Raw genomic sequence first — 21,660 nt, 5'->3', positions numbered from 1 at the left:
GGAAAAGGGATTATTTTGATAATCAAAGATGCAAAAACAGGTAAGGCAAAACAAGGGCAGTTCCTTATGGTATAATAGGTTTATGGATAAAAAATATGAAAAAATTTCCCAAGATTTGGGTGTAACCTTAAAGCAAATCGATACCGTTCTAAGTTTGACGGCTGAAGGGGCGACAATTCCCTTCATCGCGCGTTACCGCAAGGACATGACTGGTAGTCTGGATGAGGTGGCGATTAAGGCTATTATCGACTTGGATAAAAGTCTGACAAATCTCAACGACCGTAAAGAAGCTGTCTTAGCTAAGATCCAAGAACAAGGCAAACTAACCAAGGAATTGGAAGAAGCTATCCTGACAGCTGAGAAATTAGCAGACGTAGAAGAACTCTATCTTCCTTATAAGGAAAAGCGTCGGACCAAGGCAACCATTGCCCGTGAAGCAGGACTCTTTCCTCTCGCCCGCTTGATTTTGCAGAATGTAGATGGCTTAGAGAAAGAAGCTGAGAAGTTTGTCTGTGAAGGATTTGCGACTGGTCCAGAAGCCCTATCTGGTGCGGTTGATATCTTGGTAGGAGCCCTATCCGAAGATGTGACCTTGCGTTCACTGACCTATCAGGAAGTGTTGAGACACTCTAAAATCACTTCGCAAGTCAAGGATGAAAGTCTCGATGAAAAACAAGTTTTTCAGATATATTACGATTTTTCAGAGACAGTTGGCAACATGCAGGGCTATCGTACCTTGGCACTCAATCGTGGGGAGAAACTAGGGGTTTTGAAGGTTGGCTTTGAACATGCGACGGATCGTATTCTTGCCTTCTTTGCTGCCCGTTTCAGGGTGAAAAATGCCTATATAGAAGAGGTTATCCAGCAATCTGTTAAGAAAAAAGTCTTGCCTGCTATCGAGCGCCGTGTTCGGACAGAATTGACTGAGAAGGCAGAAGAAGGAGCTATCCAACTCTTTTCTGACAATCTGCGCAATCTCCTCTTGGTTGCTCCGCTGAAAGGGCGCGTAGTTCTAGGATTCGACCCTGCCTTTCGTACAGGGGCTAAGCTAGCTGTCGTTGATGCAACAGGGAAAATGCTGACGACACAAGTCATTTATCCTGTTAAACCAGCCTCCGCTCGTCAGATTGAAGAAGCCAAGAAAGATTTGGCAGACTTGATTGGTCAATACAGCGTGGAAATCATTGCCATTGGAAATGGGACGGCCAGTCGGGAAAGCGAAGCCTTTGTTGCGGAAGTTCTGAAAGGTTTTCCAGAAGTCAGCTATGTTATCGTCAATGAAAGTGGTGCTTCTGTCTACTCTGCCAGTGAACTTGCTCGTCAGGAGTTTCCAGAATTAACTGTTGAAAAACGCTCTGCTATTTCTATCGCTCGTCGTTTGCAAGATCCCCTCGCTGAGTTGGTCAAAATCGATCCCAAGTCAATCGGTGTCGGTCAATACCAGCACGATGTCAGTCAGAAGAAACTGTCTGAAAGTCTGGACTTTGTCGTGGATACCGTGGTTAACCAAGTCGGTGTCAATATCAACACAGCCAGCCCAGCACTTCTCTCTCACGTGGCTGGACTTAATAAAACCATTTCTGAAAATATCGTCAAATACCGTGAGGAAGAAGGAAAAATCACTTCACGCGCCCAAATCAAAAAGGTTCCTCGTCTCGGTGCCAAAGCCTTTGAACAGGCTGCTGGTTTCCTCCGTATCCCAGAAAGTAGCAATATCCTCGACAATACAGGAGTTCACCCAGAAAACTACGCTGCCGTTAAGGAGCTCTTCAAACGTTTAAATATTAAAGACCTAAACGAAGAAGCCCAAAATAAACTTAAGTCCCTTTCAGTTAAGGAGATGTCGCAAGAACTGGATCTTGGCCCAGAAACCCTTAAAGATATCATTTCTGACCTTCTCAAACCAGGTCGAGATTTCCGTGACTCTTTTGATGCACCTGTTCTCCGTCAAGATGTACTGGATATCAAAGACTTAAAAGTCGGCCAGAAGCTTGAAGGTGTGGTGCGTAATGTCGTTGATTTCGGTGCCTTCGTTGATATCGGGATTCACGAAGACGGCTTGATCCATATTTCCCACATGAGTCGCAAATTTATCAAACATCCCAGCCAAGTGGTGTCTGTTGGAGATTTGGTAACGGTTTGGGTTAAGAAAATCGATACTGAACGTGAAAAAGTCAATCTGTCGCTCCTCGCTCCAGATGAATCTAACTGAGTACGTTCAGTCTGTTTCACTCGAAGACTTTGGTAGACCTTTTACCCATCAAGCCCAGTGGAATTCTCGTCTGCGTACGACAGGTGGGCGATTTTTCCCTAAGGATGGGCATTTGGATTTTAATCCTAAGATTTATAATGAACTAGGTTTGGAAGTCTTTCGCAAAATCGTGCGCCATGAGCTTTGTCACTATCACCTTTATTTTCAGAAAAAGGGGTATCGCCATAAGGACCGAGATTTCAAGGAACTTTTGAAAGAAGTGGATGGACTACGCTTTGTACCACCTTTGAGAGCCCAAAGTAGTTACCTAGTCTATCAGTGTCAATCCTGCCAGCAATCCTATCAACGAAAGAGGAAAATTAACACAAAACGCTATCGCTGTGGCGTATGCCGTGGTAAACTCGTCATCTTAAATCGGCCTAAGGACTGATGTTCTTGGTCCCGTTTTATGCTATACTACTTGTAAGAATACCGAAAGAGGAAACAATCATGAATACAAAATTTTATAAAATGAGACGAAATCGTATGGTGTCAGGAGTTTTAGCTGGTCTATCAGACAAGTGGAAACTTGATGTAACCCTAGTCCGCTTTCTCTTTACCATTTTTACCGTGGCAAATTTTGGAATTGGTGTGATAATCTACATCATTCTTGCCTCTATCCTGCCAACTAAGGAAGAAATCGAAGCAGAAATGTACGGAACAGGACCACGCAAACGCAAGGAAGCCCAAGCTATTGAAGACAATGATGGCTGGTTTTGGTGAGATTTAACAGGAAGTATTTATTATTTGCACTATGTTACTTAAAAGAAGCAGCATAAATGACTGAAAATCCCTTGTGGTTATTTAGCCACAAGGGATTTTGGTATTTAAGTATATTCTTTTCCATCTTGAGAGAGATGAATTACCTGATCAGCCATTTTCCAGATACTAGGATTATGAGTTGCGATGATAATTGTTCTATTAGCATTACGAAGTTCAAGGAGAATTTCCATAATTTCCTTGGAATTTTTTGGATCTAGCGAGGCGGTAGGCTCATCGGCTAAAATTAAAGGAGGATCTTTCAGGATAATCTTAGCAAGTGCTACGCGTTGAGCCTCGCCACCAGATAATTCATAGATTTTTTGGTTGAGGCTTAGATAATCTAGTCTGACAGCTTGTAATGCTTGAAGAAGAAGTCTCTCTTTTTCTTGTTTCTTGTTCTGTTTTTTGCCAATCAGTCCCAGCTCAAGGTTTTCTCGAATGGTCTGACTTTCTAATAATCCGAAGTTCTGGAAGAGATAACCTAGCTCGTTACGATAGAATTCCTCATTTTTTAGAGAAGTCAAAGACTTTCCTTTGTAAACGATTTCTCCTTTGTCGAAAGTCTCTAGTTTTGCAAGCATATTGAGCAAAGTGGTTTTTCCACAACCACTGTCTCCTATCAAAGCATACACTATACCACTTTGAAAATTCAGATTCAAGTCTGAAAAAATAATACGAGAACCAAATTGTTTCCAAATATGTTGTAATTCAATCATACTATCCTCCTTTGATAATGCTAACATAGGTTTTACTTTCCTTCTTATCACAGATTTTCAATAGAAGAACGGCTAAACTTGAAAAGCTGAAAAATAGGATCAGGGTAATCCAGATATTCTTAGAAATAATGAAAGCTAGACCACTTCCGAGAAAGAGAGCTATTATTTGAGAAGTGATATATCTACTGTGTAATTCAAAGAAATAATAGCCTGCGATTTTTTTCAAGAATATGGTTTTGCGAAAGGCTTCAAAATAGAGCAGATTTAAACTTGTAAACAGCAAAATTGAAGTCAAAATAGCAAACATAGTACTCGCTAAGTTACTAAAAATTTCTATTTTAATTTTTTGATTTAACTGGAGATAGGTTTCCCTAGCAGACGATAGCCCTGAGACCATATGATCAAGTTGATAGTGTTTCAAAAGTTCTTGTGTCTGGTGGAGGTCTGTAAAATAGAGATATTCTAGATTTGTAAACCAGAAGATGGAGGAAGCCTTGCCAAGTGCTTTAGGAGAAAGCACAAGAAAGATGGGATTTGATAACCATTGATCATAAGCAATATGGGCGGTATTATAGAGAAATACATCATTTTTTTGATTGGTATAAGCTATACTAACTTCGACAGTTTGATTAGACTTGCTACTGTATAATCGGTTGGTTAACTCTTGTTGCAAGATTGATTTTATATCTTTTTCATTTTTTTGTAGTTCTTCTGGGAGTATGGCAAGAATCTGTCCATCTTTGAGGGTGTTGATTTTTTGAAAGGTTTCTGATGTTAACTTTATACCTTCTTTTTTGAAGTAGTTAGGTGTTACATAGAGAATATTTTTTCCTTCCACACCATAAGGGTTATTTTCAGTTTCATTATGATTTGAGGTAGCTTGCTTAAGAGCTTGCTCAACTAGATTATGTTTAATAAGGAAGGCATTTTCTTTATCTATGGCATGCTGAATAAAGTCAAACCATTTATTAGCATTTGTTTGTAGTTCATCTGAATTTTTTATATGACTGGAACGCCCTGTTTGAAGATTGACAACATTGGAGCGTTGTTCCCAAGTAGCTTGTCCAGCCTCATTTTTCTCAAGGATATGATAGTAAGTAGACATTCGTCCAAATCCTACAATAACCAGTAGAATGGCAAGTACCTGACCAAAGTAGAGAATGCGTAGGATTGACTTGATTGGTAATTTTCCTTTGATGATAGAGAGGAGATGAACTTTTTTCAAAGAAATGGTAAAAAGAAGGGCAATTAGGAGGCTAAGTAAGAAAAGTAGGCTATTGTAAAGAATAAAAAGTATTCCTAAAAAAGTTTGAACCTCATAAGGATATCCTAGGGAAATGAGCAAGACACTTGCTATCAGCAAAGCAGGTAGACCAAAAAGAAGGATATCAAGTCCGTCTCTTGCGAGAGAACGAAAGAAGAGATAGCTCAGCCGCTCTCCAGAAATCAATCTAATCCCTGACTGAGAAAGAGATTGAATCTGACCGATAACAATTAAAGCTAAGAAAGTCAGCAAAAAGATTAACATACTGATGAGCTGATCAGGTTGGGTAAAGATGGCCAGTACGAAGGATACTCTGTCATTTTCAAATGCATTCGCTTTTTCTAGTCCAAGTTCTTTCAGATGAGTAGCCAATTCTTGACTAGTTAGGGATCCGCTGATAATATTGTAGTTGTTGAGAAGATCGCTCTTGTGAATGCTTTCTTGACTTGCTGGAGGCATCCAGTCTGGGAGTTGCCCATCTCCAAAAGCTTCGTAGAGAGTTCTTGATTTTCCATCACTATCTACTTCCCAAATGGTTCTTGCGATAAGACTATTATGTTCTTTAGCAAGACTATTTAATTTTTCCTTAACGGTAGAATAATCTGCTTGCCCGCTTAATACTGCTGCACCTGGGAACAGGATTTGTGGAAGAGAGTCTTTCCAAAAGGACAGAGTGGCAATGAGGAAGAAAGTTAAAAGAAGATTGCTGATGAAGAGAAAAACACGTTTCATAGGAACCTCTTTCTAAAAAAGAGGGAGCTGAACCTCCCTCCTTATAGCAGTGATACGAATGATAGTTTAGCACCTTTAAAAATAATTAGCAGAAAGCCAATTCTTTTACAAGATGTCAAAGAAAGCCTTTTCATAATTTAATTTTACTATTATTTTAAGGATAAAACAAGCAATACCATGGCTTTTTATAGTAGCCATTTTCAAAAATATTCCTCAATCTTACAAAAATGTAAGATTAAAGTCTCTTTTGTAAGGTTAGGTTATGGCAAGTCGTCTTTTTTTGCGATAAACTAGACTCATAAAGAACAAAGGAGTAAAACCATGAAAAGAATCTTACATAAGAAAAGAAGAAGACCAAGTCAAAAAGATATCGAGCGTGTTCAACTGGGGTGCGCTATGATGCAAGCACAGTTTCAATTAATGGGATATTAAGAAGGAGAAAATCATGACACTTTTAGATGTAAAACACGTTCAAAAAATTTATAAAACACGTTTTCAGGGCAACCAAGTAGAGGCCCTCAAGGACATTCACTTTACCGTAGAGAAGGGTGATTATGTTGCCATCATGGGAGAGTCTGGTTCTGGGAAATCAACCCTGCTCAACATCCTAGCTATGCTGGATAAACCAACTCGCGGGCAGGTTTACCTAAACGGAACAGACACAGCCACTATTAAAAATTCACAGGCTTCGAGTTTCCGTCGTGAGAAGTTGGGCTTTGTCTTCCAAGATTTTAACTTGCTAGATACCCTGTCTGTTAAGGACAATATCTTGCTTCCGCTAGTGTTATCTCGAAAACCTATCACTGAGATGATGAAGAAATTGGTGGTAACAGCTGAGAATTTGGGCATCAACCAATTGCAAGAGAAGTACCCTTACGAGATCTCTGGTGGGCAAAAACAGAGGGTAGCAGTAGCACGCGCCATCATCACTGAACCTGAAATTCTCCTTGCGGATGAGCCAACTGGGGCACTTGACTCCAAGTCATCTGCAGCTCTTCTAGATGTTTTTGATGAAATCAATGAACGAGGCCAAACCATTCTCATGGTGACCCACTCAACAGCGGCAGCCAGCAGGGCCAAGCGCGTTCTCTTTATCAAGGATGGAATTCTTTACAACCAAATCTACCGTGGAGACAAGACCGAACGTCAGATGTTCCAAGAAATATCTGATACTTTGACTGTTATGGCAAGCGAGGTGAATTAGTATGTTCCGATTAACCAATAAGTTAGCGGTTTCGAACTTAATCAAAAACCGCAAACTCTACTATCCCTTTGCTTTAGCTGTTCTCTTAGCTGTGACCATTACTTATCTTTTTTACTCTTTGTCACTTAATCCAAACATTGGCAAGATTCGAGGGGGAGAAACTATCTCTATGACCCTCGCTCTCGGAATGGTGGTTGTTACCATCGCTTCAGGGATTATTGTCCTTTATGCAAATAGTTTTGTTATGAAGAACCGCTCCAAGGAGTTGGGTGTATATGGTATGCTGGGGCTTGAAAAGCGCCATTTGATCAGTATGGTTTTTAAGGAGCTTCTTATTTTTGGTTCCTTAACCTTGACAGCTGGTCTCGGTCTAGGTGCTCTCTTTGATAAGCTAATCTTTGCCCTTCTTTTGAAGTTAATGAAAATGAAAGTGGAGCTCGTTTCGACCTTCCAACCAATAGTCTTTATCCTAGTTCTCATTGTCTTTGGGGCAATCTTCCTAGGTTTGATTTTTATCAATGCCTTTCGCATCGCACGCATGAATGCCCTTCAGCTCTCTCGTGAAAAAGCCAGTGGTGAGAAAAAAGGACGATTCTTAGGTTTTCAAACCATTCTAGGTCTAATCAGTCTAGCAGCTGGTTACTACCTAGCAATAACAGTCGAAAACCCACTTTCTGCTGTTCTAATTTTCTTCGTAGCAGTCTTGTTGGTAATCTTTGGTACCTATCTCTTGTTTAATGCAGGGATTACAGTTTTCCTACAAATCTTGAAGAAAAACAAGCGTTACTATTACCAACCTAACAACATGATTTCCGTGTCCAATCTCATTTTCCGCATGAAGAAAAATGCGGTTGGTCTAGCGACGATTGCTATTCTCTCAACCATGGTCTTGGTGACTATGTCTGCTACAACGAGCGTCTTTAAAGGCTCTGAAACTTTCAAGAAAGTCATGAATCCACATGATTTTGGAATTACAGGACAGAATGTTGAAAAAGAAGACATAAATAAACTCCTAGACCAGTATGCCAGCGATAAAGGATTGACTGTCACAAAGAAAGAAGTCCTTACATACAGTAACTTTGGTGTGGCAAACCAAGAAGGTACGAAATTGACAATCTTTGAGAAAGGTCAAAATCGTGTTCAACCGAAAACTATTTTTATGGTCTTTGATCAAAAAGACTATGAGAATATGACGGGGCAAAAACTTGCACTTTCAGGTAAGGAAGTCGGATTGTTTACTAAAAACAAAGAACTTCAAGGACAAAAAGAACTGACTCTAAATGACCAGACCTATACAATAAAGGAAGAAATCAAAAAAGATTTTATTCTTGAACATGTCCCAAATCAGTACAATACTCTAACTTCGGACTATAACTATTTGGTTGTTCCTGACTTGAAAGCCTTTCTAGAACAGCATCCTAACTCTTCCATCTTTAATCAATACTACGGTGGTATGAATGTAACGGCTAGTGAGGACGAGCAACTTAAAATTGCAGATGACTATTCAAAATTCGTTAACAACTTTAATAGAGAATTAAACAAAGAAGGAAGCTATGTTTACGGAAGTAATCTTGTTGATAGCAGTGCGCAGATGAGTGCTCTCTTTGGTGGAGTCTTCTTCATCGGTATCTTCCTCTCTATCATCTTTATGGTGGGAACAGTTCTTGTCATCTACTACAAACAAATCTCTGAAGGCTATGAAGACCGTGAACGCTTCATCATTTTGCAAAAAGTCGGTCTCGATCAAAAGCAAATCAAGCAAACCATTAATAAACAGGTCCTAACTGTTTTCTTCCTCCCATTGCTCTTTGCTTTCCTACACCTTGCCTTTGCCTATCATATGCTTAGCCTCATCCTAAAAGTCATTGGGGTACTAGATGCAACCATGATGTTGACTGTCACTTTGTCGATTTGTGCCATCTTCCTCATCGTCTATGTTTTAATCTTTATGATTACCTCAAGAAGCTATCGCAAGATTGTGCAAATGTAAAAAAGATACCTCGATGCTGGTCGAGGTATTTCTTTTATCTTAGATACTAAAGAGTTGTCCTAAGAGGAAGGTTACTCCCATGGTGAGAAGTCCGATACAGAGGTTACGGATCATAGCAGTTTTCGTAGGAGCTTTTCCTAATTTAGCACTGGTATAGCCGGTAATAAGAAGGGAAAGGGCCACGATAAAAACAGTAGCAGGGATGCGATAGTCACTTGGAAAGACGATAATGGAAAGCATAGGAGGAAGACTTCCCAGTACAAAGGCGATAAAGCTAGAGATAGCAGCATGCCAAGGGTTGGTAAACTCTTCGTACTCGATTCCATACTTTTCTTCGACCAAGGCTTTGAGGGGATTTTTTAAAAAGGCTTTGTTGGTCAAGAGTTGGGCGGACGTTTCACACTCACCATTTTGTAGGTAAGCTGCGTAGAGGGATTGTTTTGCAGATTCCATATCTTTATCCAAGAGTAATTGCTCTCTAGCGACAGCGGCTTCTTCCGTGTCTTTCTGAGTGGATACAGAGACATATTCGCCACCGGCCATAGAAAAAGCACCAGCTAGGATAGCAGCCAAACCTGATAAAAAGATAATCCAGATATTGCTTGTCGCACTGGCAACACCGATAACGACTCCAGCGATGGAAATAATCCCATCATTGGCACCCAGAACACCTGCACGCAGGATATTGAGTCGGCCTGCAAAGTTTGCATCAATTTCATGTTTTATTTCTGTCATAGTCATCTCCTTTCTCTCCATTATAGAGAAAAGAATAGTGGAATACAAACTTTTTAAACTATCTGAAAAAAGTTTTACGATTCTAATTTTTAGGCCCTTTTCTACTTTACCGAAAAATGCTACTTCAAATTCTCTAATATTAAATTTTCTGACAATTTATTGAAAAATTAAGGAAAGGATGTTATAATGGAACGTAAAATAAATTCAGGCTTCCTGAACCAATAGGAGTAAATAATGAAAAAATTAGGTGTTGTCCTTTTATCTTCTGCTTTGCTATTGACAGCATGTGCAGTCCGTTTTGAAAAATCAACCGAGACAAGTGATTCATCTAAGGTGACAGCTTTATCAGATGACAAACAAAAATTGCTTGATAAGGCAACCGCAGATTATAAGACCTTTGTCCAAGGACAAATTGATAAACTCTTAACAGATACAGAAGGCTTTGTCCAGCTTTTGAAAGACGGAAAACTGGAGGAAGCCAAGAAAGCTTATCCACTTGTTCGTATGGCTTATGAACGTTCAGAACCAATCGCTGAGAGTTTTGGTGAGTCAGATGTCAAGATTGACTTCCGTTTGGCAGACTATATGGATGAAAATAAGACCGAGGAAGGTTGGTCAGGTTTCCACCGTATCGAGCGTATCCTTTGGGAAGAAAACACAACTAAGGGGACCGAAAGTTATGGTGATCAGCTTGTCAATGATATCAAAGAGTTGAAGGCTAAGGTAGCGACTGTTGAAGTAGATCACAAGATTATGTTGACTGGAGCAGTTGACTTGCTCAATGAAGTAGCAACAAGCAAGATTACGGGTGAAGAGGAAATCTACTCTCATACAGATTTGTACGACTTCCGCGCTAATATCGAGGGAGCTGAAAAGATATTCCAACTCTTTAAACCTTTACTAGAAAAATCAGATGCTGCTTTAGTTAAAGAATTAGAAGCTGATTTCAAATCTGTTAATAGCTTGTTGGACAAACATATGACAGACAAGGAACACTATAAACTCTATACAGATTTGACAAAAGAAGATACCAAAGAATTGGCTGAAGCCGTGACAAAACTTGGTGAACCTCTATCACAAATGGGCAAATTTCTTGATGGAGAATAAGCAGTATGACTGATAAAGATGAAAAGTTTTTTGAGAAAAAAATGGACCGTCGAGAATTTCTAAAAAAAGCAGGGATTGGAGGGGCTGGTTTAGCGCTAGGGCTCTCTGGTGCTTCTGCTTTTTTCGCACCTAAGCTAGGAAATCAAGAAAAAATCTCGTACGGTAATGAAAAGATTGACTTTTATGGAAAACACCAAGCGGGTATTACGACCCCTATGCAGAAGAATATTTATTTTGTTGTCCTAGATTTGCATACGACAGATAAAGATAAGATTATTCAGCTATTTAAGGATTGGACAGATTATAGTAGTAAACTTGTAGAGGGAGAATTGGTCAAAAAAGATGGTCAGAATGCTCTTTTACCACCTAGTGACACTGGAGAAACCGTAGGGCTAAATCCTCATCGTTTAACGCTGACTTTTGGTGTGTCTGCAAGTTTCCTGAAAAAGATGAAATTAGAGCAAAAACGTCCTCAACTTTTTAAGGATTTACCACCCTTCCCAAAAGAGCAACTGCGTGAAAAATATACTGGGGGAGATATTGTTATCCAAGCCTGTGCAGATGACGAGCAAGTTGCTTTTCATGCTATTCGCAACCTTATCCGCAAAGGGAGAAATGCGGTGACTCTCCGTTGGAGCCAATCTGGATTTGCTGCTATTGGAGATCGTCTGGAGACACCACGTAACCTTTTTGGTTTTAAGGATGGGACAGCTAATGTGACCAAAGAGGAGGATTTTGATCGTGTTGTCTGGACTGACAGCAAGGACTGGATGCAAAATGGATCCTATATGGCTGTTCGCCGCATCCAAATGTTTCTTGATACTTGGGATCGAACCAACCTTGAAGAGCAAGAAAATACCTTTGGTCGCTACAAGGAAAGTGGCGCTCCCTTTGGAAAGAAGAATGAGTTTGATGAAGTGGATTTGAGTCTTTTACCAGATGATTCGCATGTTCGATTAGCTAAAGAGGTAGATAAGCCACTCTTGAGACGATCCTATTCATACTCGGATGGAATTGATGAAAAGACTGGACAATTTGACACAGGCTTACTCTTTATCTCTTTCCAGAAAGATCCAGACAATTTTGTCAAGGTTCAAACCAACCTCGGAGCTACAGACAAGATGAATGAGTATGTAACCCACATCGGTAGCGGTCTTTTTGCCTGCTTTAGTGGAGTAGAGAAAGGAGGCTATATTGGTCAGAAATTATTGGAAGACTAGTATTTGTTTTTTTGCTTTGTCTTTTCTCTTGTTAGCTATGTCTCCTGTTCGTGCAAAGGAAAGTCTGAGTTCTTATTTTGTAAAGATTACAGATGCCTCTCAGGCTTTAAAAAATGGAAATCAGGCAGAAGCCAAGGCCCTAGTTAGAGAAATGGCGACGGATTTTGAAAAAATAGAACATGCTGATTCAGATGCTGGAAAGGTTGTTAAGGAAAAACTTGCCCTGTCAGGAGAGATTAGTGAAGAAAATCTGACACAGATCTCCTCTGCCCTTCTAGCTTTTGAAAAAGAGCAAAATCCAATAGATCTGAATGCGGAGAAGGAAAAACTTGTCAGTCGCTTAAGACCACGTTTTGAGACTTTGGATAAGGCAATTTCTTCAAAAGATATAGAGCAAGTCCGAGAAGCCTATAAAAAAATGAATTCAACTTGGACACTCAATGAAAGTGTCGTCCGCGACAACAGTACAACTCATTATGGTCAAGTAGAAACTGCTATCTCTTTCTTACGCAGTAGTATTGAAATGGAGCCGACAGATTATGATGCTATCCAGTCTTCTTTTAATAACTTAAAAACTGCCATCGATAACTTCGTAGATGGCAAAGAAGTGGAGAAAAGTTCCTCCAATCTAAATCTCAAAGATGGCATTTCCCTTCTCAAAAAAGCCTTGGAAGAATTTAAAGCTGGAAACCCGACGGCAGGGACAGCTGCCATGAAAGAGTTTATTACTATATGGCCAACTGTTGAAGGTTCTGTTAGTACGACCAATCCTTCCCTCTACACCCGAGTCGAAAGCGAAAGTCCTGTAATCATGGTCAAGGGAAGTGAGAAGGAATATCAAGAAAAATTAGAAAAACTGATTGCGGATTTATCTCAAATTGATACGACTGCAAGCTACAATGCTTTTGATGCTATGCTCATTCTCTTACGTGAAGGAGTAGAGGCCCTCTTAATCGTCATGGCCTTGGTCACAACATTAAAAGCAGCCAAGATGCGTAAAGGAATCAAGTGGGTATACGGTGGGGCCCTAACAGGTATCGTTGCGAGTCTAGTGATTGCATTTATACTACAAATTGCCTTTCCTGCAGTAACATCAGGGGCCAATCGCGAAATCATCGAAGGATCTGTTGGTATTTTTGCAGTAGTGATGATGATTTTGATTGGTATCTGGCTTCACAGTAAATCCTCGATCAAAAAATGGAATGACTTTATGGATTCGCAGATGAAAACTGTGACCAAGACAGGTTCATTCATTTCCATGTTTGCTCTTAGTTTTCTAGCTGTTTTCCGTGAAGGGGCAGAGACCATTCTATTTTACGTAGGAATTTTACCGAGAATATCTCGTTTTGAGTTTATCCTAGGTATTTCTCTAGCCTTGTTAGTCTTGCTGATTATTGCATTTCTGATGAACAAGGCGAGTCAATTATTCCTACCTCATAAGGTCTTCTTCATATTGACGTGGATGATTTATGCTCTTGCCTTCAAGATGCTTGGAGTTAGTGTGCATGCTTTGCAGCTGACAAATATGGCACCAAATCACCTGCTATCAAGTTTCCCAACTATCGACCTATTGGGCATCTATCCAAGTTGGGAAAGTTTAGGAAGTCAGCTAGTCTTTTTGATAATTGTTTTGGTTGTCACATTGAGACAGGGTGAAAAGTAGATGGATACAAAAGAATTGACAATCGTTGAACATCTGATAGAATTTAGAAAGAGGTTCATTGCTGTTATAGCCTGCTTTTCTATAGTCTTTTGTGGAGCTTTATTGTTTGCTGATCAGCTTTATTACTACCTGACTCAGTCCTTTAATCAAAAGTTGATTGTATTAGGTCCAAATGACATTCTGTGGATTTATTTGCGCTTGGCGAGTCTAATGTCCTTTACCATTACGCTACCTTTTACAGTTTATCAGATTTGGAGTTTTATCAAACCAGGATTGAAAACAGAAGAAGCAAGAGCAATCTTTGTCTATATTCCAGCTAGTTTTATTTGCTTTCTACTTGGACTGGCCTTTGGATTCTACTTTGTGACACCAGCCTTACTTCAAGTGCTTTTAGGTCTTGGGGAAGGATTATTTGAAACTCAATTAACAGCGCAGAACTACTTAGCCTTTGTTTTTCAAACAACCCTACCCTTGGGTTTCATCTTTGAATTGCCTGTCATCATCGCTTTTTTAACGTCTATTGGCTTGATTGGACCAGGTTTCTTAGTTACCTATCGCCGTTATGCATACTTTATTTTATTGGTACTAGCTGTTATCTTGACACCTGCTGATTTTATCAGCGATCTAGCTATGACTGTTCCTTTAATCTCGCTCTATGAGCTTAGTATTGCAATTAGCAAGAGTATTGTAAAGAAAAAAATGAAAGGAGAAAAGAATGGGAATCTTACGTGATATCGGTGCTCCAGGATTGATTATCATTGTTTTAGGGGCACTCTTAATCTTTGGACCAAAACGGTTACCAGAACTTGGTGAATCAATCGGTAAAATGCTGTCTGAATTTAAAAAGGCAGTTAAAGGAGTTGGTGACCAAGATCAGGAAAAGTAATCTATTCCATAATCATACATAAAAACAAGAAAGTTAGGAACTGTAGCTGTCTAGGCCTAGGTGAGCAATTTCCTAGCTTTTTATTGTATTCTTAAAAATAATTTTAAGTTTTCTTTAAGGTTTGTATTATATTCTAAAGAACTCTATATTAACCGAATGTTGAGTAAAAAATATAGAGTGAAATCTAATTTTATTTCTCAAATTTTAGATAGATAGTTTTCTGTCTTTTCTTCATGATAAAGGCAGATTGTGATATAATAGATGATAATGAGTTTTTTAGAATAAACAAAGGAGAAAACATATGATCTATGCAGGAATTTTAGCCGGAGGAACTGGCACACGCATGGGAATCAGTAATTTACCGAAACAATTTTTAGAGTTGGGTGATCGTCCCATTTTAATCCACACAATCGAAAAATTTGTCTTGGAGCCAAGCATTGAAAAAATTGTGGTTGGGGTTCATGGAGACTGGGTGTCACACGCTGAGGACTTAGTTGACAAGTACCTCTCTCTCCACAAGGATCGTATCATTATTACCAAAGGTGGTGCTGATCGTAATAGCAGTATCGAGAAGATTATAGAAGCCATTGATACCTACCGTCCAATTACTCCGGAAGACATCGTGATTACCCACGACTCTGTTCGTCCATTTATTACACTTCGAATGATTCAGGACAATATCAAACTTGCCCAAAATCATGATGCGGTTGACACAGTAGTAGAAGCGGTTGATACCATTGTTGAAAGTACCAATGGTCAGTTTATCACGGATATTCCAAATCGTGCTCACCTCTATCAAGGTCAAACACCTCAAACCTTCCGATGCAAGGATTTCATGGACTTGTATGGATCCCTATCTGATAAAGAAAAGGAAATCCTAACAGATGCATGTAAGATTTTTGTTATCAAAGGGAAAGACGTTGCCCTAGCTAAAGGGGAATATTCAAACCTTAAAATCACAACGGTGACAGACTTGAAAATCGCGAAAAGCATGATTGAGAAAGACTAAGGCTATGATTAATCAAATTTATCAACTGACCAAACCAAAGTTTATTAATGTAAAATACCAAGAAGAGGACATTGATCAGGAAAATCACATCCTGATTCGTCCAAATTATATGGCGGTCTGTCATGCTGATCAACGTTACTATCAAGGGAAACGTGATCCAAAGATATTGGCTAAAAAGCTTCCTATGGCTATGATTCACGAGTCTTGTGGAACTGTTATTTCAGATCCAACTGGGACTTATGAAATCGGTCAAAAGGTAGTTATGGTCCCAAATCAACCGCCTATGCAGAGTGACAAGGAGTTCTACGAGAACTACATGACAGGAACCTACTTCCTATCTAGTGGTTATGATGGCTTTATGAGAGAATTTGTCTCTCTTCCAAAAGATCGTGTTGTCTCTTATAATGACATTGAGGACACAGTTGCAGCCATTACCGAGTTTGTGAGTGTGGGTATGCATGCTATGGATCGTTTCTTGAATCTCGCCCACAGCAAACGAGAGCGTATCGCAGTTATCGGAGATGGTAGTTTGGCTTTTGTGGTTGCCAATATTATCAATTACACTCTACCAGAAGCAGAGATTATCGTGATTGGTCGCCATTGGGAAAAACTGGAACTCTTCTCTTTTGCAAAAGAGTGCTACATCACGGATAATATTCCCGAGGATCTGACCTTTGATCATGGATTTGAATGTTGTGGTGGCGATGGAACAGGTCCCGCTATCAATGATTTGATTCGTTACATTCGCCCACAAGGAACGATCCTCATGATGGGAGTGAGCGAGTACAAGGTCAATATCAATACACGAGATGCTTTAGAAAAAGGTTTATTATTGGTTGGTTCGTCACGATCAGGACGGATTGATTTTGAAAATGCAATACAGATGATGGAAGTTAAAAAGTTTGCGAATCGTCTGAAAAATATCCTTTATATTGAAGAACCAGTGAGAGAAATCAAGGATGTTCACCGTGTCTTTGCCACCGACCTAAATACTGCTTTTAAAACAGTGTTCAAGTGGGAAGTGTAGAAGATGGAGGTAAATTGTGGAGAAACTCATCAAAGAAAAAATCTCTTCCTTGCTATCTGAGGAAGAGGGAGTCCTCAGTGTTGAACAACTGGGGGGCATGACCAATCAGAATTATTTGGTTAAAACAACTTCTAAACCCTATATCGTTAAATTTTTCGGGAAAGGGACTGAAAAGCTCATCAATCGTCAAGATGAAAAATACAATCTTGAATTGTTGAAAGACTTGAATCTTGATGTCAAAAATTATCTCTTTGATATAGAGTCTGGGATTAAGGTAAATGAGTACATCGAATCAGCAGTAACTCTTGATTCAACATCAATCAAGACCAAATTTGAAAAGATTGCCCCGATTCTACAGACCATTCATGCATCAGGCAAAGAACTAAGAGGAGAGTTTGCTCCTTTTGAGGAAATCAAAAAATACGAATCTTTGATTGAGGGAAATATCCCTTACGCCAACTATGAAGCTGTGAAAAAAGAAGTATTTTCACTAGAGAAAAGGTTGGCTGACTTAGGTGTTGACAGAAAGTCTTGTCATATCGATTTAGTTCCAGAAAACTTTATCGAGTCACCCCAAGGACGCATGTATTTGATCGACTGGGAATACTCTTCTATGAATGACCCGATGTGGGATTTGGCAGCTCTATTTTTAGAGTCTGAATTTACAAATCAGGAAGAAGAAGATTTCCTAACCTACTATGAGAGTGACAAAACTCCAGTATCTCGCGAGAAGATTCGAATCTATAAAATTTTGCAAGATACTATCTGGAGTTTGTGGACAGTGTACAAAGAAGATCAAGGCGCTGACTTTGGAGATTATGGTGTGAGTCGTTACAAAAGAGCTGTTGACGGTCTGACTTATTATGGAGGTTTGGATGAAGAATAAAAATGGTGTCTCTTTCGGTCTGCTCTCGGGTATCTTCTGGGGACTAGGTCTGACAATTAGTTCTTATATCTTTTCAATTTTTACCAATCTTTCCCCTTTTGTAGTGGCAGCGGCACATGACTTTTTGAGTATCTTTATTCTATTAGCTTTTCTTTTGGTAAAAGAAGGAAAAGTTCGACTTTCGATTTTTCTAAATATTCGAAATGTCAGTGTTATTATCGGAGCCTTGCTAGCTGGTCCTATTGGTATGCAGGCCAATCTTTATGCGGTTAAGTATATCGGTAGTTCTCTAGCTTCATCTGTATCAGCTATTTACCCAGCAGTTTCAGTTTTACTAGCTTTCTTCATTTTGAAACACAAGGTATCTAAGAATACTGTGTTTGGTATTCTGTTGATTATCGCTGGTATTATTGCCCAGACTTACAAAGTTGAGCAGGTCAATTCTTTTTATATCGGAATTCTTTGTGCCCTTGTCTGTGCCATTGCCTGGGGGAGTGAAAGTGTTCTCAGCTCCTATGCTATGGAAAGTGAATTAAGTGAGATTGAAGCCTTGTTAATCCGACAAGTAACCTCATTCTTGTCCTATCTTGTGATTGTGCTCTTTTCTCACCATTCATTTGCAGAAGTGGCAGATGGACAATTGTTTGGTCTATTGCTTATCTTTGCGGCCTTTGATATGATTTCCTACTTAGCTTATTATATCGCTATTAATCGCTTGCAACCCGCGAAAGCAACAGGTTTGAATGTGAGCTATGTAGTTTGGACTGTCTTATTTGCAGTTGTTTTCTTGGGTGCACCGCTAGATATGCTGACAATCATCACTTCACTTATTGTTATGGCTGGTGTTTATATTATTATTAAAGAATAAAGGAGATTCGTGTGAAAGCGATTATTTTAGCAGCGGGCTTAGGAACTCGTCTGCGCCCTATGACTGAAAATACCCCAAAAGCTTTGGTTAGGGTTAATCAAAAACCCTTGGTAGAATACCAAATCGAGTTTTTGAAAGAGAGAGGAATTGATGAGATTATCATCGTTGTCGGATACCTCAAAGAACAATTTGACTACCTAAAAGAAAAATATGGTGTTCGTTTAGTCTTCAATGACAAGTATGCTGATTACAACAACTTTTACTCACTTTATCTCGTTAAAGAAGACTTGGCTAACAGCTATGTGATTGATGCGGATAACTATCTTTTCAAAAATATGTTTAGAAACGATCTTAAACGTTCGACCTATTTCAGTGTTTATCGTGAAGACTGTGAGAATGAATGGTTCTTGGTTTATGGTGATGACTATAAAGTTCAAGACATCATCGTTGATAGCAAGGCTGGTCGTATTCTGAGCGGCGTATCATTCTGGGATGCTCCAACTGCAGAAAAGATTGTTGGTTTTATTGACAAAGCCTATGCAAGCGGCGAATTTGTTGATCTCTATTGGGACAATATGGTTAAGGATAATATCAAAGAATTAGATGTGTATGTCGAAGAATTAGAAGGCAACAGCATCTATGAAATCGATAGTGTTAAGGACTATCAAAAGCTAGAAGAAATTTTATCTTCCATTAACTAAATAGCATTAGAATTAGTAACAAAAAGACCCATTTTGGTCTTTTTTTGTTTGAAATGCACGAAAATAGAATTTAAAAAGATTGTTTGATAATGATTGCAATTAATTAACAAAACACAATCAACAAAAAAGAAACAAAATAAAACAAAAAGTATTGACAACGATTTCATATAGTGTTATACTTATAACGTAAAAGTTAATTGAAAGAAGGGAAACTGTTATGGGATTAGATCATTTCTTTGACAAAGACCTCGTGTTTTGCTTAGAAGCGGATAATCAAGAACAACTCTTTGATCAGGTAGCAACCTTATTGGAAGAACGAGAAATAGTAACTCCAACTTATCGTGAAGCCTTGATCACGCGTGAAAAGTCATTTCCAACTGGCTTAGATATGGAATTTCTGGGAAAGGACTTGCCAAATGTAGCGATTCCTCATACAGATATTGTTCATAATCTGGCTGAGAAAGTAGTGGTTGTTCGATTAGAGAAACCAGTAACTTTTCACAATATGATTGCTCCTGATAAGGAAGTGGAAGTATCTTTACTCTTCTTTATCATTAACAATTCAAGTTCGAGTCAAACAAATATTCTGGCTCAGTTGATGGACTTTTTCACAGGAAATGGACATCTAGAAGATTTATCAAAAATTTCTGAACCAGAAAAACTTTATGCTTATATAGCTGAAGCAACAGCTTAATCTTGCCTATTAAAAAAATAAAATCGGAGGAAATCCTAATGATTAAAATTCTCGCTGCCTGCGGTGCAGGTGTTAACTCAAGTCACCAAATTAAAAGTGCTCTTGAAGAAGAACTCGCAAATCGCGGTTACGATGTTCACTGTGATGCAGTTATGGTAAAAGATGTGAATGAAGACCTTATGAAAGGCTACGATATCTTTACACCAATCGCTGCAACAGATCTTGGCTTTGAACCAGGTATTCCAGTTATCGAAGCTGGACCAATCTTGTTCCGTATTCCAGCAATGAGCGCTCCTGTATTTGACAATATTGAGGCAGCTATCAAAGAACACGGACTAAGTTAATTATTATTTTGTAAGATTCCATAAAAATAAAGGGAGGAACTATTATGGATGTCATTATCGAACTAGCCAATAAGATTTTCAAGCCAGTCTTGGAAATGGGTGGTCCTATCATCATGCTGATCATCTTGACAGTATTGGCCTTACTATTTGGAGTGAAATTCTCCAAAGCGCTTGAAGGTGGTATCAAACTTGCCATCGCTCTTACTGGTATCGGTGCTATCATCGGTATGCTCAACGGAGCTTTCTCAGCATCTCTTGCGAAATTCGTTGAAAATACTGGTATTCAATTGAACATCACTGACGTTGGTTGGGCACCACTTGCTACGATCACTTGGGGATCTGCTTGGACACTTTACTTCTTGCTTGTAATGTTGATTGTCAACGTTGTGATGCTTGCAATGAAGAAAACGGACACACTTGACGTCGATATCTTTGATATCTGGCACTTGTCAATCACTGGTCTTTTGATCAAATGGTACGCAGACAACAATGGTGTTAGCCAAGGAGTTTCACTTTTCATCGCAACTGCAGCAGTTGTCCTTGTAGGTGTTTTGAAAATCATCAACTCTGACTTGATGAAACCAACATTCGACGACCTTCTTAACGCACCAAGTTCATCACCAATGACTTCAACTCACATGAACTACATGATGAACCCAGTTATCATGGTTTTGGATAAGATCTTTGATAAAGTATTGCCAGGTCTTGATAAATATGACTTTGACGCGGCAAAATTGAACAAGAAAATCGGTTTCTGGGGATCTAAATTCTTTATCGGTTTCATTCTTGGTATCGTTATTGGTTTGATGGGAACTCCACACCCAGTTGCTGGTGTAGAAGGAGCCGATAAATGGGAACTTGTTATTAAAGGTTGGTTGAGCCTTGGTTTGACTGCCGGTGTCTGCTTGGAGCTCTTCTCACTTATCGGATCTTGGTTTATCGCAGCCGTAGAACCACTTTCACAAGGTATTACAAACGTTGCTACTAAACGTCTTCAAGGACGTAAATTCAACATCGGTCTTGACTGGCCTTTCATCGCTGGTCGTGCTGAAATCTGGGCTTGTGCCAACGTACTTGCTCCAATCATGCTAGTAGAAGCAGTGCTTCTTTCAAACGTCGGAAATGGTATCTTGCCACTTGCAGGTATCATCGCTATGGGTGTGACTCCAGCTCTCTTGGTTGTTACACGTGGTAAATTGCTCCGTATGATCATCTTCGGAACACTCTTGTTGCCACTCTTCCTTCTTTCAGGTACTCTTATCGCTCCATTTGCAACTGAACTTGCTAAGGGTGTAGGTGCCTTCCCAGAAGGTGTGAGCCAAACTCAATTGATCACTCACTCAACTCTTGAAGGACCAATCGAAAAACTATTTGGTTGGGCAATCGGTAATGCTACAACAGGTGATATCAAAGCAATCCTTGGTGCAGCAGCCTTCCTTGTATTCTATGTAGGTATCTTTGCTTGGTATAGAAAACAAATGATCAAACGTAACGAAGAATACGCAGCAAATGCTAAATAATTCGCTCCTATAAAATGTAAATTGTGAAAACTAGGTTGTCAATTTCCGACATTGGGAGTGGCAACCTAGTTTTTTATATAA

21 protein-coding genes are annotated in these 21,660 nt (G+C 39.3%); 18 read left to right on the top strand and 3 right to left on the bottom strand.

Annotated elements, in window-relative coordinates; all coding sequences use genetic code 11:
- Positions 1-82: 82 nt before the first annotated feature.
- From SORDD05_RS02445 to SORDD05_RS02435, 3 genes are read left to right on the top strand one after another with little or no spacing between them, the layout of a single operon-like run.
- On the top strand, positions 83-2,212 hold the full coding sequence (locus SORDD05_RS02445; protein ID WP_061416934.1) for a Tex family protein: 2,130 nt from the start codon (positions 83-85) through the stop codon (positions 2,210-2,212).
- Positions 2,199-2,642 carry a SprT family protein gene (locus tag SORDD05_RS02440; RefSeq protein WP_061416933.1) on the top strand — a complete coding sequence of 148 codons (444 nt, stop codon included), beginning with the start codon at positions 2,199-2,201 and terminating at the stop codon, positions 2,640-2,642. Before SORDD05_RS02445 ends, SORDD05_RS02440 begins: the two co-directional genes overlap by 14 nt.
- Positions 2,643-2,701: 59 nt before the next feature.
- Positions 2,702-2,974 carry a PspC domain-containing protein gene (locus tag SORDD05_RS02435; protein ID WP_061416932.1) on the top strand — a complete coding sequence of 91 codons (273 nt, stop codon included), beginning with the start codon at positions 2,702-2,704 and terminating at the stop codon, positions 2,972-2,974.
- A 104-nt stretch (positions 2,975-3,078) separates the two neighbouring features.
- Here SORDD05_RS02435 and SORDD05_RS02430 read toward each other — a convergent pair whose 3' ends face one another.
- Entirely contained in the window at positions 3,079-3,729 is a 651-nt protein-coding gene (locus SORDD05_RS02430) for an ABC transporter ATP-binding protein (RefSeq protein ID WP_061416931.1), read from the bottom strand.
- Position 3,730: 1 nt separating this feature from the next.
- Positions 3,731-5,725 carry a DUF1430 domain-containing protein gene (locus SORDD05_RS02425; RefSeq protein WP_061416930.1) on the bottom strand — a complete coding sequence of 665 codons (1,995 nt, stop codon included), beginning with the start codon at positions 5,723-5,725 and terminating at the stop codon, positions 3,731-3,733.
- Between the two features lie 445 nt (positions 5,726-6,170).
- Here SORDD05_RS02425 and SORDD05_RS02420 point away from each other — a divergent pair, with 445 nt between their 5' ends.
- Complete coding sequence (locus SORDD05_RS02420) at positions 6,171-6,929, top strand: ABC transporter ATP-binding protein (protein ID WP_000173369.1); 759 nt, start codon at positions 6,171-6,173, stop codon at positions 6,927-6,929.
- Between the two features lies 1 nt (position 6,930).
- Entirely contained in the window at positions 6,931-8,919 is a 1,989-nt protein-coding gene (locus SORDD05_RS02415; protein WP_061416929.1) for an ABC transporter permease, read from the top strand.
- 39 nt (positions 8,920-8,958) lie between these two features.
- Here the strand turns inward: SORDD05_RS02415 and SORDD05_RS02410 are convergent, their stop codons facing one another.
- Complete coding sequence (locus SORDD05_RS02410; protein ID WP_061416928.1) at positions 8,959-9,654, bottom strand: VIT1/CCC1 transporter family protein; 696 nt, start codon at positions 9,652-9,654, stop codon at positions 8,959-8,961.
- Positions 9,655-9,888: 234 nt separating this feature from the next.
- Between SORDD05_RS02410 and efeO the strand changes: the two genes are divergently transcribed.
- The 13 genes from efeO to SORDD05_RS02345 all read left to right on the top strand — a co-directional run bounded on the left by efeO (position 9,889) and on the right by SORDD05_RS02345 (position 21,579).
- Positions 9,889-10,761, top strand: a complete 873-nt coding sequence (gene efeO, locus SORDD05_RS02405; protein ID WP_061416927.1) for an iron uptake system protein EfeO — start codon at positions 9,889-9,891, stop codon at positions 10,759-10,761.
- Between the two features lie 5 nt (positions 10,762-10,766).
- Positions 10,767-11,981: an iron uptake transporter deferrochelatase/peroxidase subunit gene (gene efeB / locus SORDD05_RS02400; protein ID WP_061416926.1), complete on the top strand. Its 1,215-nt coding sequence runs from the start codon at positions 10,767-10,769 to the stop codon at positions 11,979-11,981.
- Entirely contained in the window at positions 11,956-13,644 is a 1,689-nt protein-coding gene (locus tag SORDD05_RS02395; RefSeq protein WP_061416925.1) for an FTR1 family iron permease, read from the top strand. Before efeB ends, SORDD05_RS02395 begins: the two co-directional genes overlap by 26 nt.
- The gene (tatC, locus tag SORDD05_RS02390) at positions 13,645-14,376 is read left to right on the top strand and encodes a twin-arginine translocase subunit TatC (RefSeq protein WP_061416924.1); all 732 of its coding nucleotides are present in this window, start codon (positions 13,645-13,647) and stop codon (positions 14,374-14,376) included. It abuts the gene before it with no gap.
- Positions 14,360-14,530 (top strand): twin-arginine translocase TatA/TatE family subunit, encoded by a 171-nt coding sequence (locus SORDD05_RS02385; RefSeq protein WP_038805334.1) that lies wholly within the window; start codon positions 14,360-14,362, stop codon positions 14,528-14,530. The genes tatC and SORDD05_RS02385 overlap by 17 nt, the downstream gene beginning before the upstream one ends.
- Before the next feature lie 301 nt (positions 14,531-14,831).
- Positions 14,832-15,539, top strand: coding sequence for an IspD/TarI family cytidylyltransferase (locus tag SORDD05_RS02380; RefSeq protein ID WP_061416923.1), 708 nt, complete (start codon positions 14,832-14,834; stop codon positions 15,537-15,539).
- A 4-nt stretch (positions 15,540-15,543) separates the two neighbouring features.
- On the top strand, positions 15,544-16,566 hold the full coding sequence (locus tag SORDD05_RS02375; RefSeq protein WP_061416922.1) for a ribitol-5-phosphate dehydrogenase: 1,023 nt from the start codon (positions 15,544-15,546) through the stop codon (positions 16,564-16,566).
- A 16-nt stretch (positions 16,567-16,582) separates the two neighbouring features.
- Positions 16,583-17,452, top strand: coding sequence for a phosphotransferase family protein (locus SORDD05_RS02370; RefSeq protein WP_061416921.1), 870 nt, complete (start codon positions 16,583-16,585; stop codon positions 17,450-17,452).
- Positions 17,442-18,320, top strand: coding sequence for a DMT family transporter (locus tag SORDD05_RS02365; RefSeq protein WP_061416920.1), 879 nt, complete (start codon positions 17,442-17,444; stop codon positions 18,318-18,320). Before SORDD05_RS02370 ends, SORDD05_RS02365 begins: the two co-directional genes overlap by 11 nt.
- A gap of 11 nt (positions 18,321-18,331) precedes the next feature.
- Complete coding sequence (locus tag SORDD05_RS02360) at positions 18,332-19,021, top strand: sugar phosphate nucleotidyltransferase (protein ID WP_061416919.1); 690 nt, start codon at positions 18,332-18,334, stop codon at positions 19,019-19,021.
- 217 nt (positions 19,022-19,238) lie between these two features.
- The gene (locus SORDD05_RS02355; protein WP_061416918.1) at positions 19,239-19,715 is read left to right on the top strand and encodes a PTS sugar transporter subunit IIA; all 477 of its coding nucleotides are present in this window, start codon (positions 19,239-19,241) and stop codon (positions 19,713-19,715) included.
- Positions 19,716-19,753: 38 nt separating this feature from the next.
- A complete protein-coding gene (locus SORDD05_RS02350) occupies positions 19,754-20,059 on the top strand; it encodes a PTS sugar transporter subunit IIB (protein ID WP_038805326.1) in 306 nt (101 codons plus the stop codon).
- Between the two features lie 44 nt (positions 20,060-20,103).
- Positions 20,104-21,579, top strand: coding sequence for a PTS galactitol transporter subunit IIC (locus SORDD05_RS02345; protein WP_000382509.1), 1,476 nt, complete (start codon positions 20,104-20,106; stop codon positions 21,577-21,579).
- Positions 21,580-21,660: the final 81 nt, after the last annotated feature.

It is taken from the genome of Streptococcus oralis (genome assembly GCF_001578705.1).
GTDB lineage: Bacteria > Bacillota > Bacilli > Lactobacillales > Streptococcaceae > Streptococcus > Streptococcus oralis_J.
The sequence above is the reverse complement of the archived record's forward strand: the minus strand, read 5'-3'. Positions and strand labels throughout refer to the sequence as shown.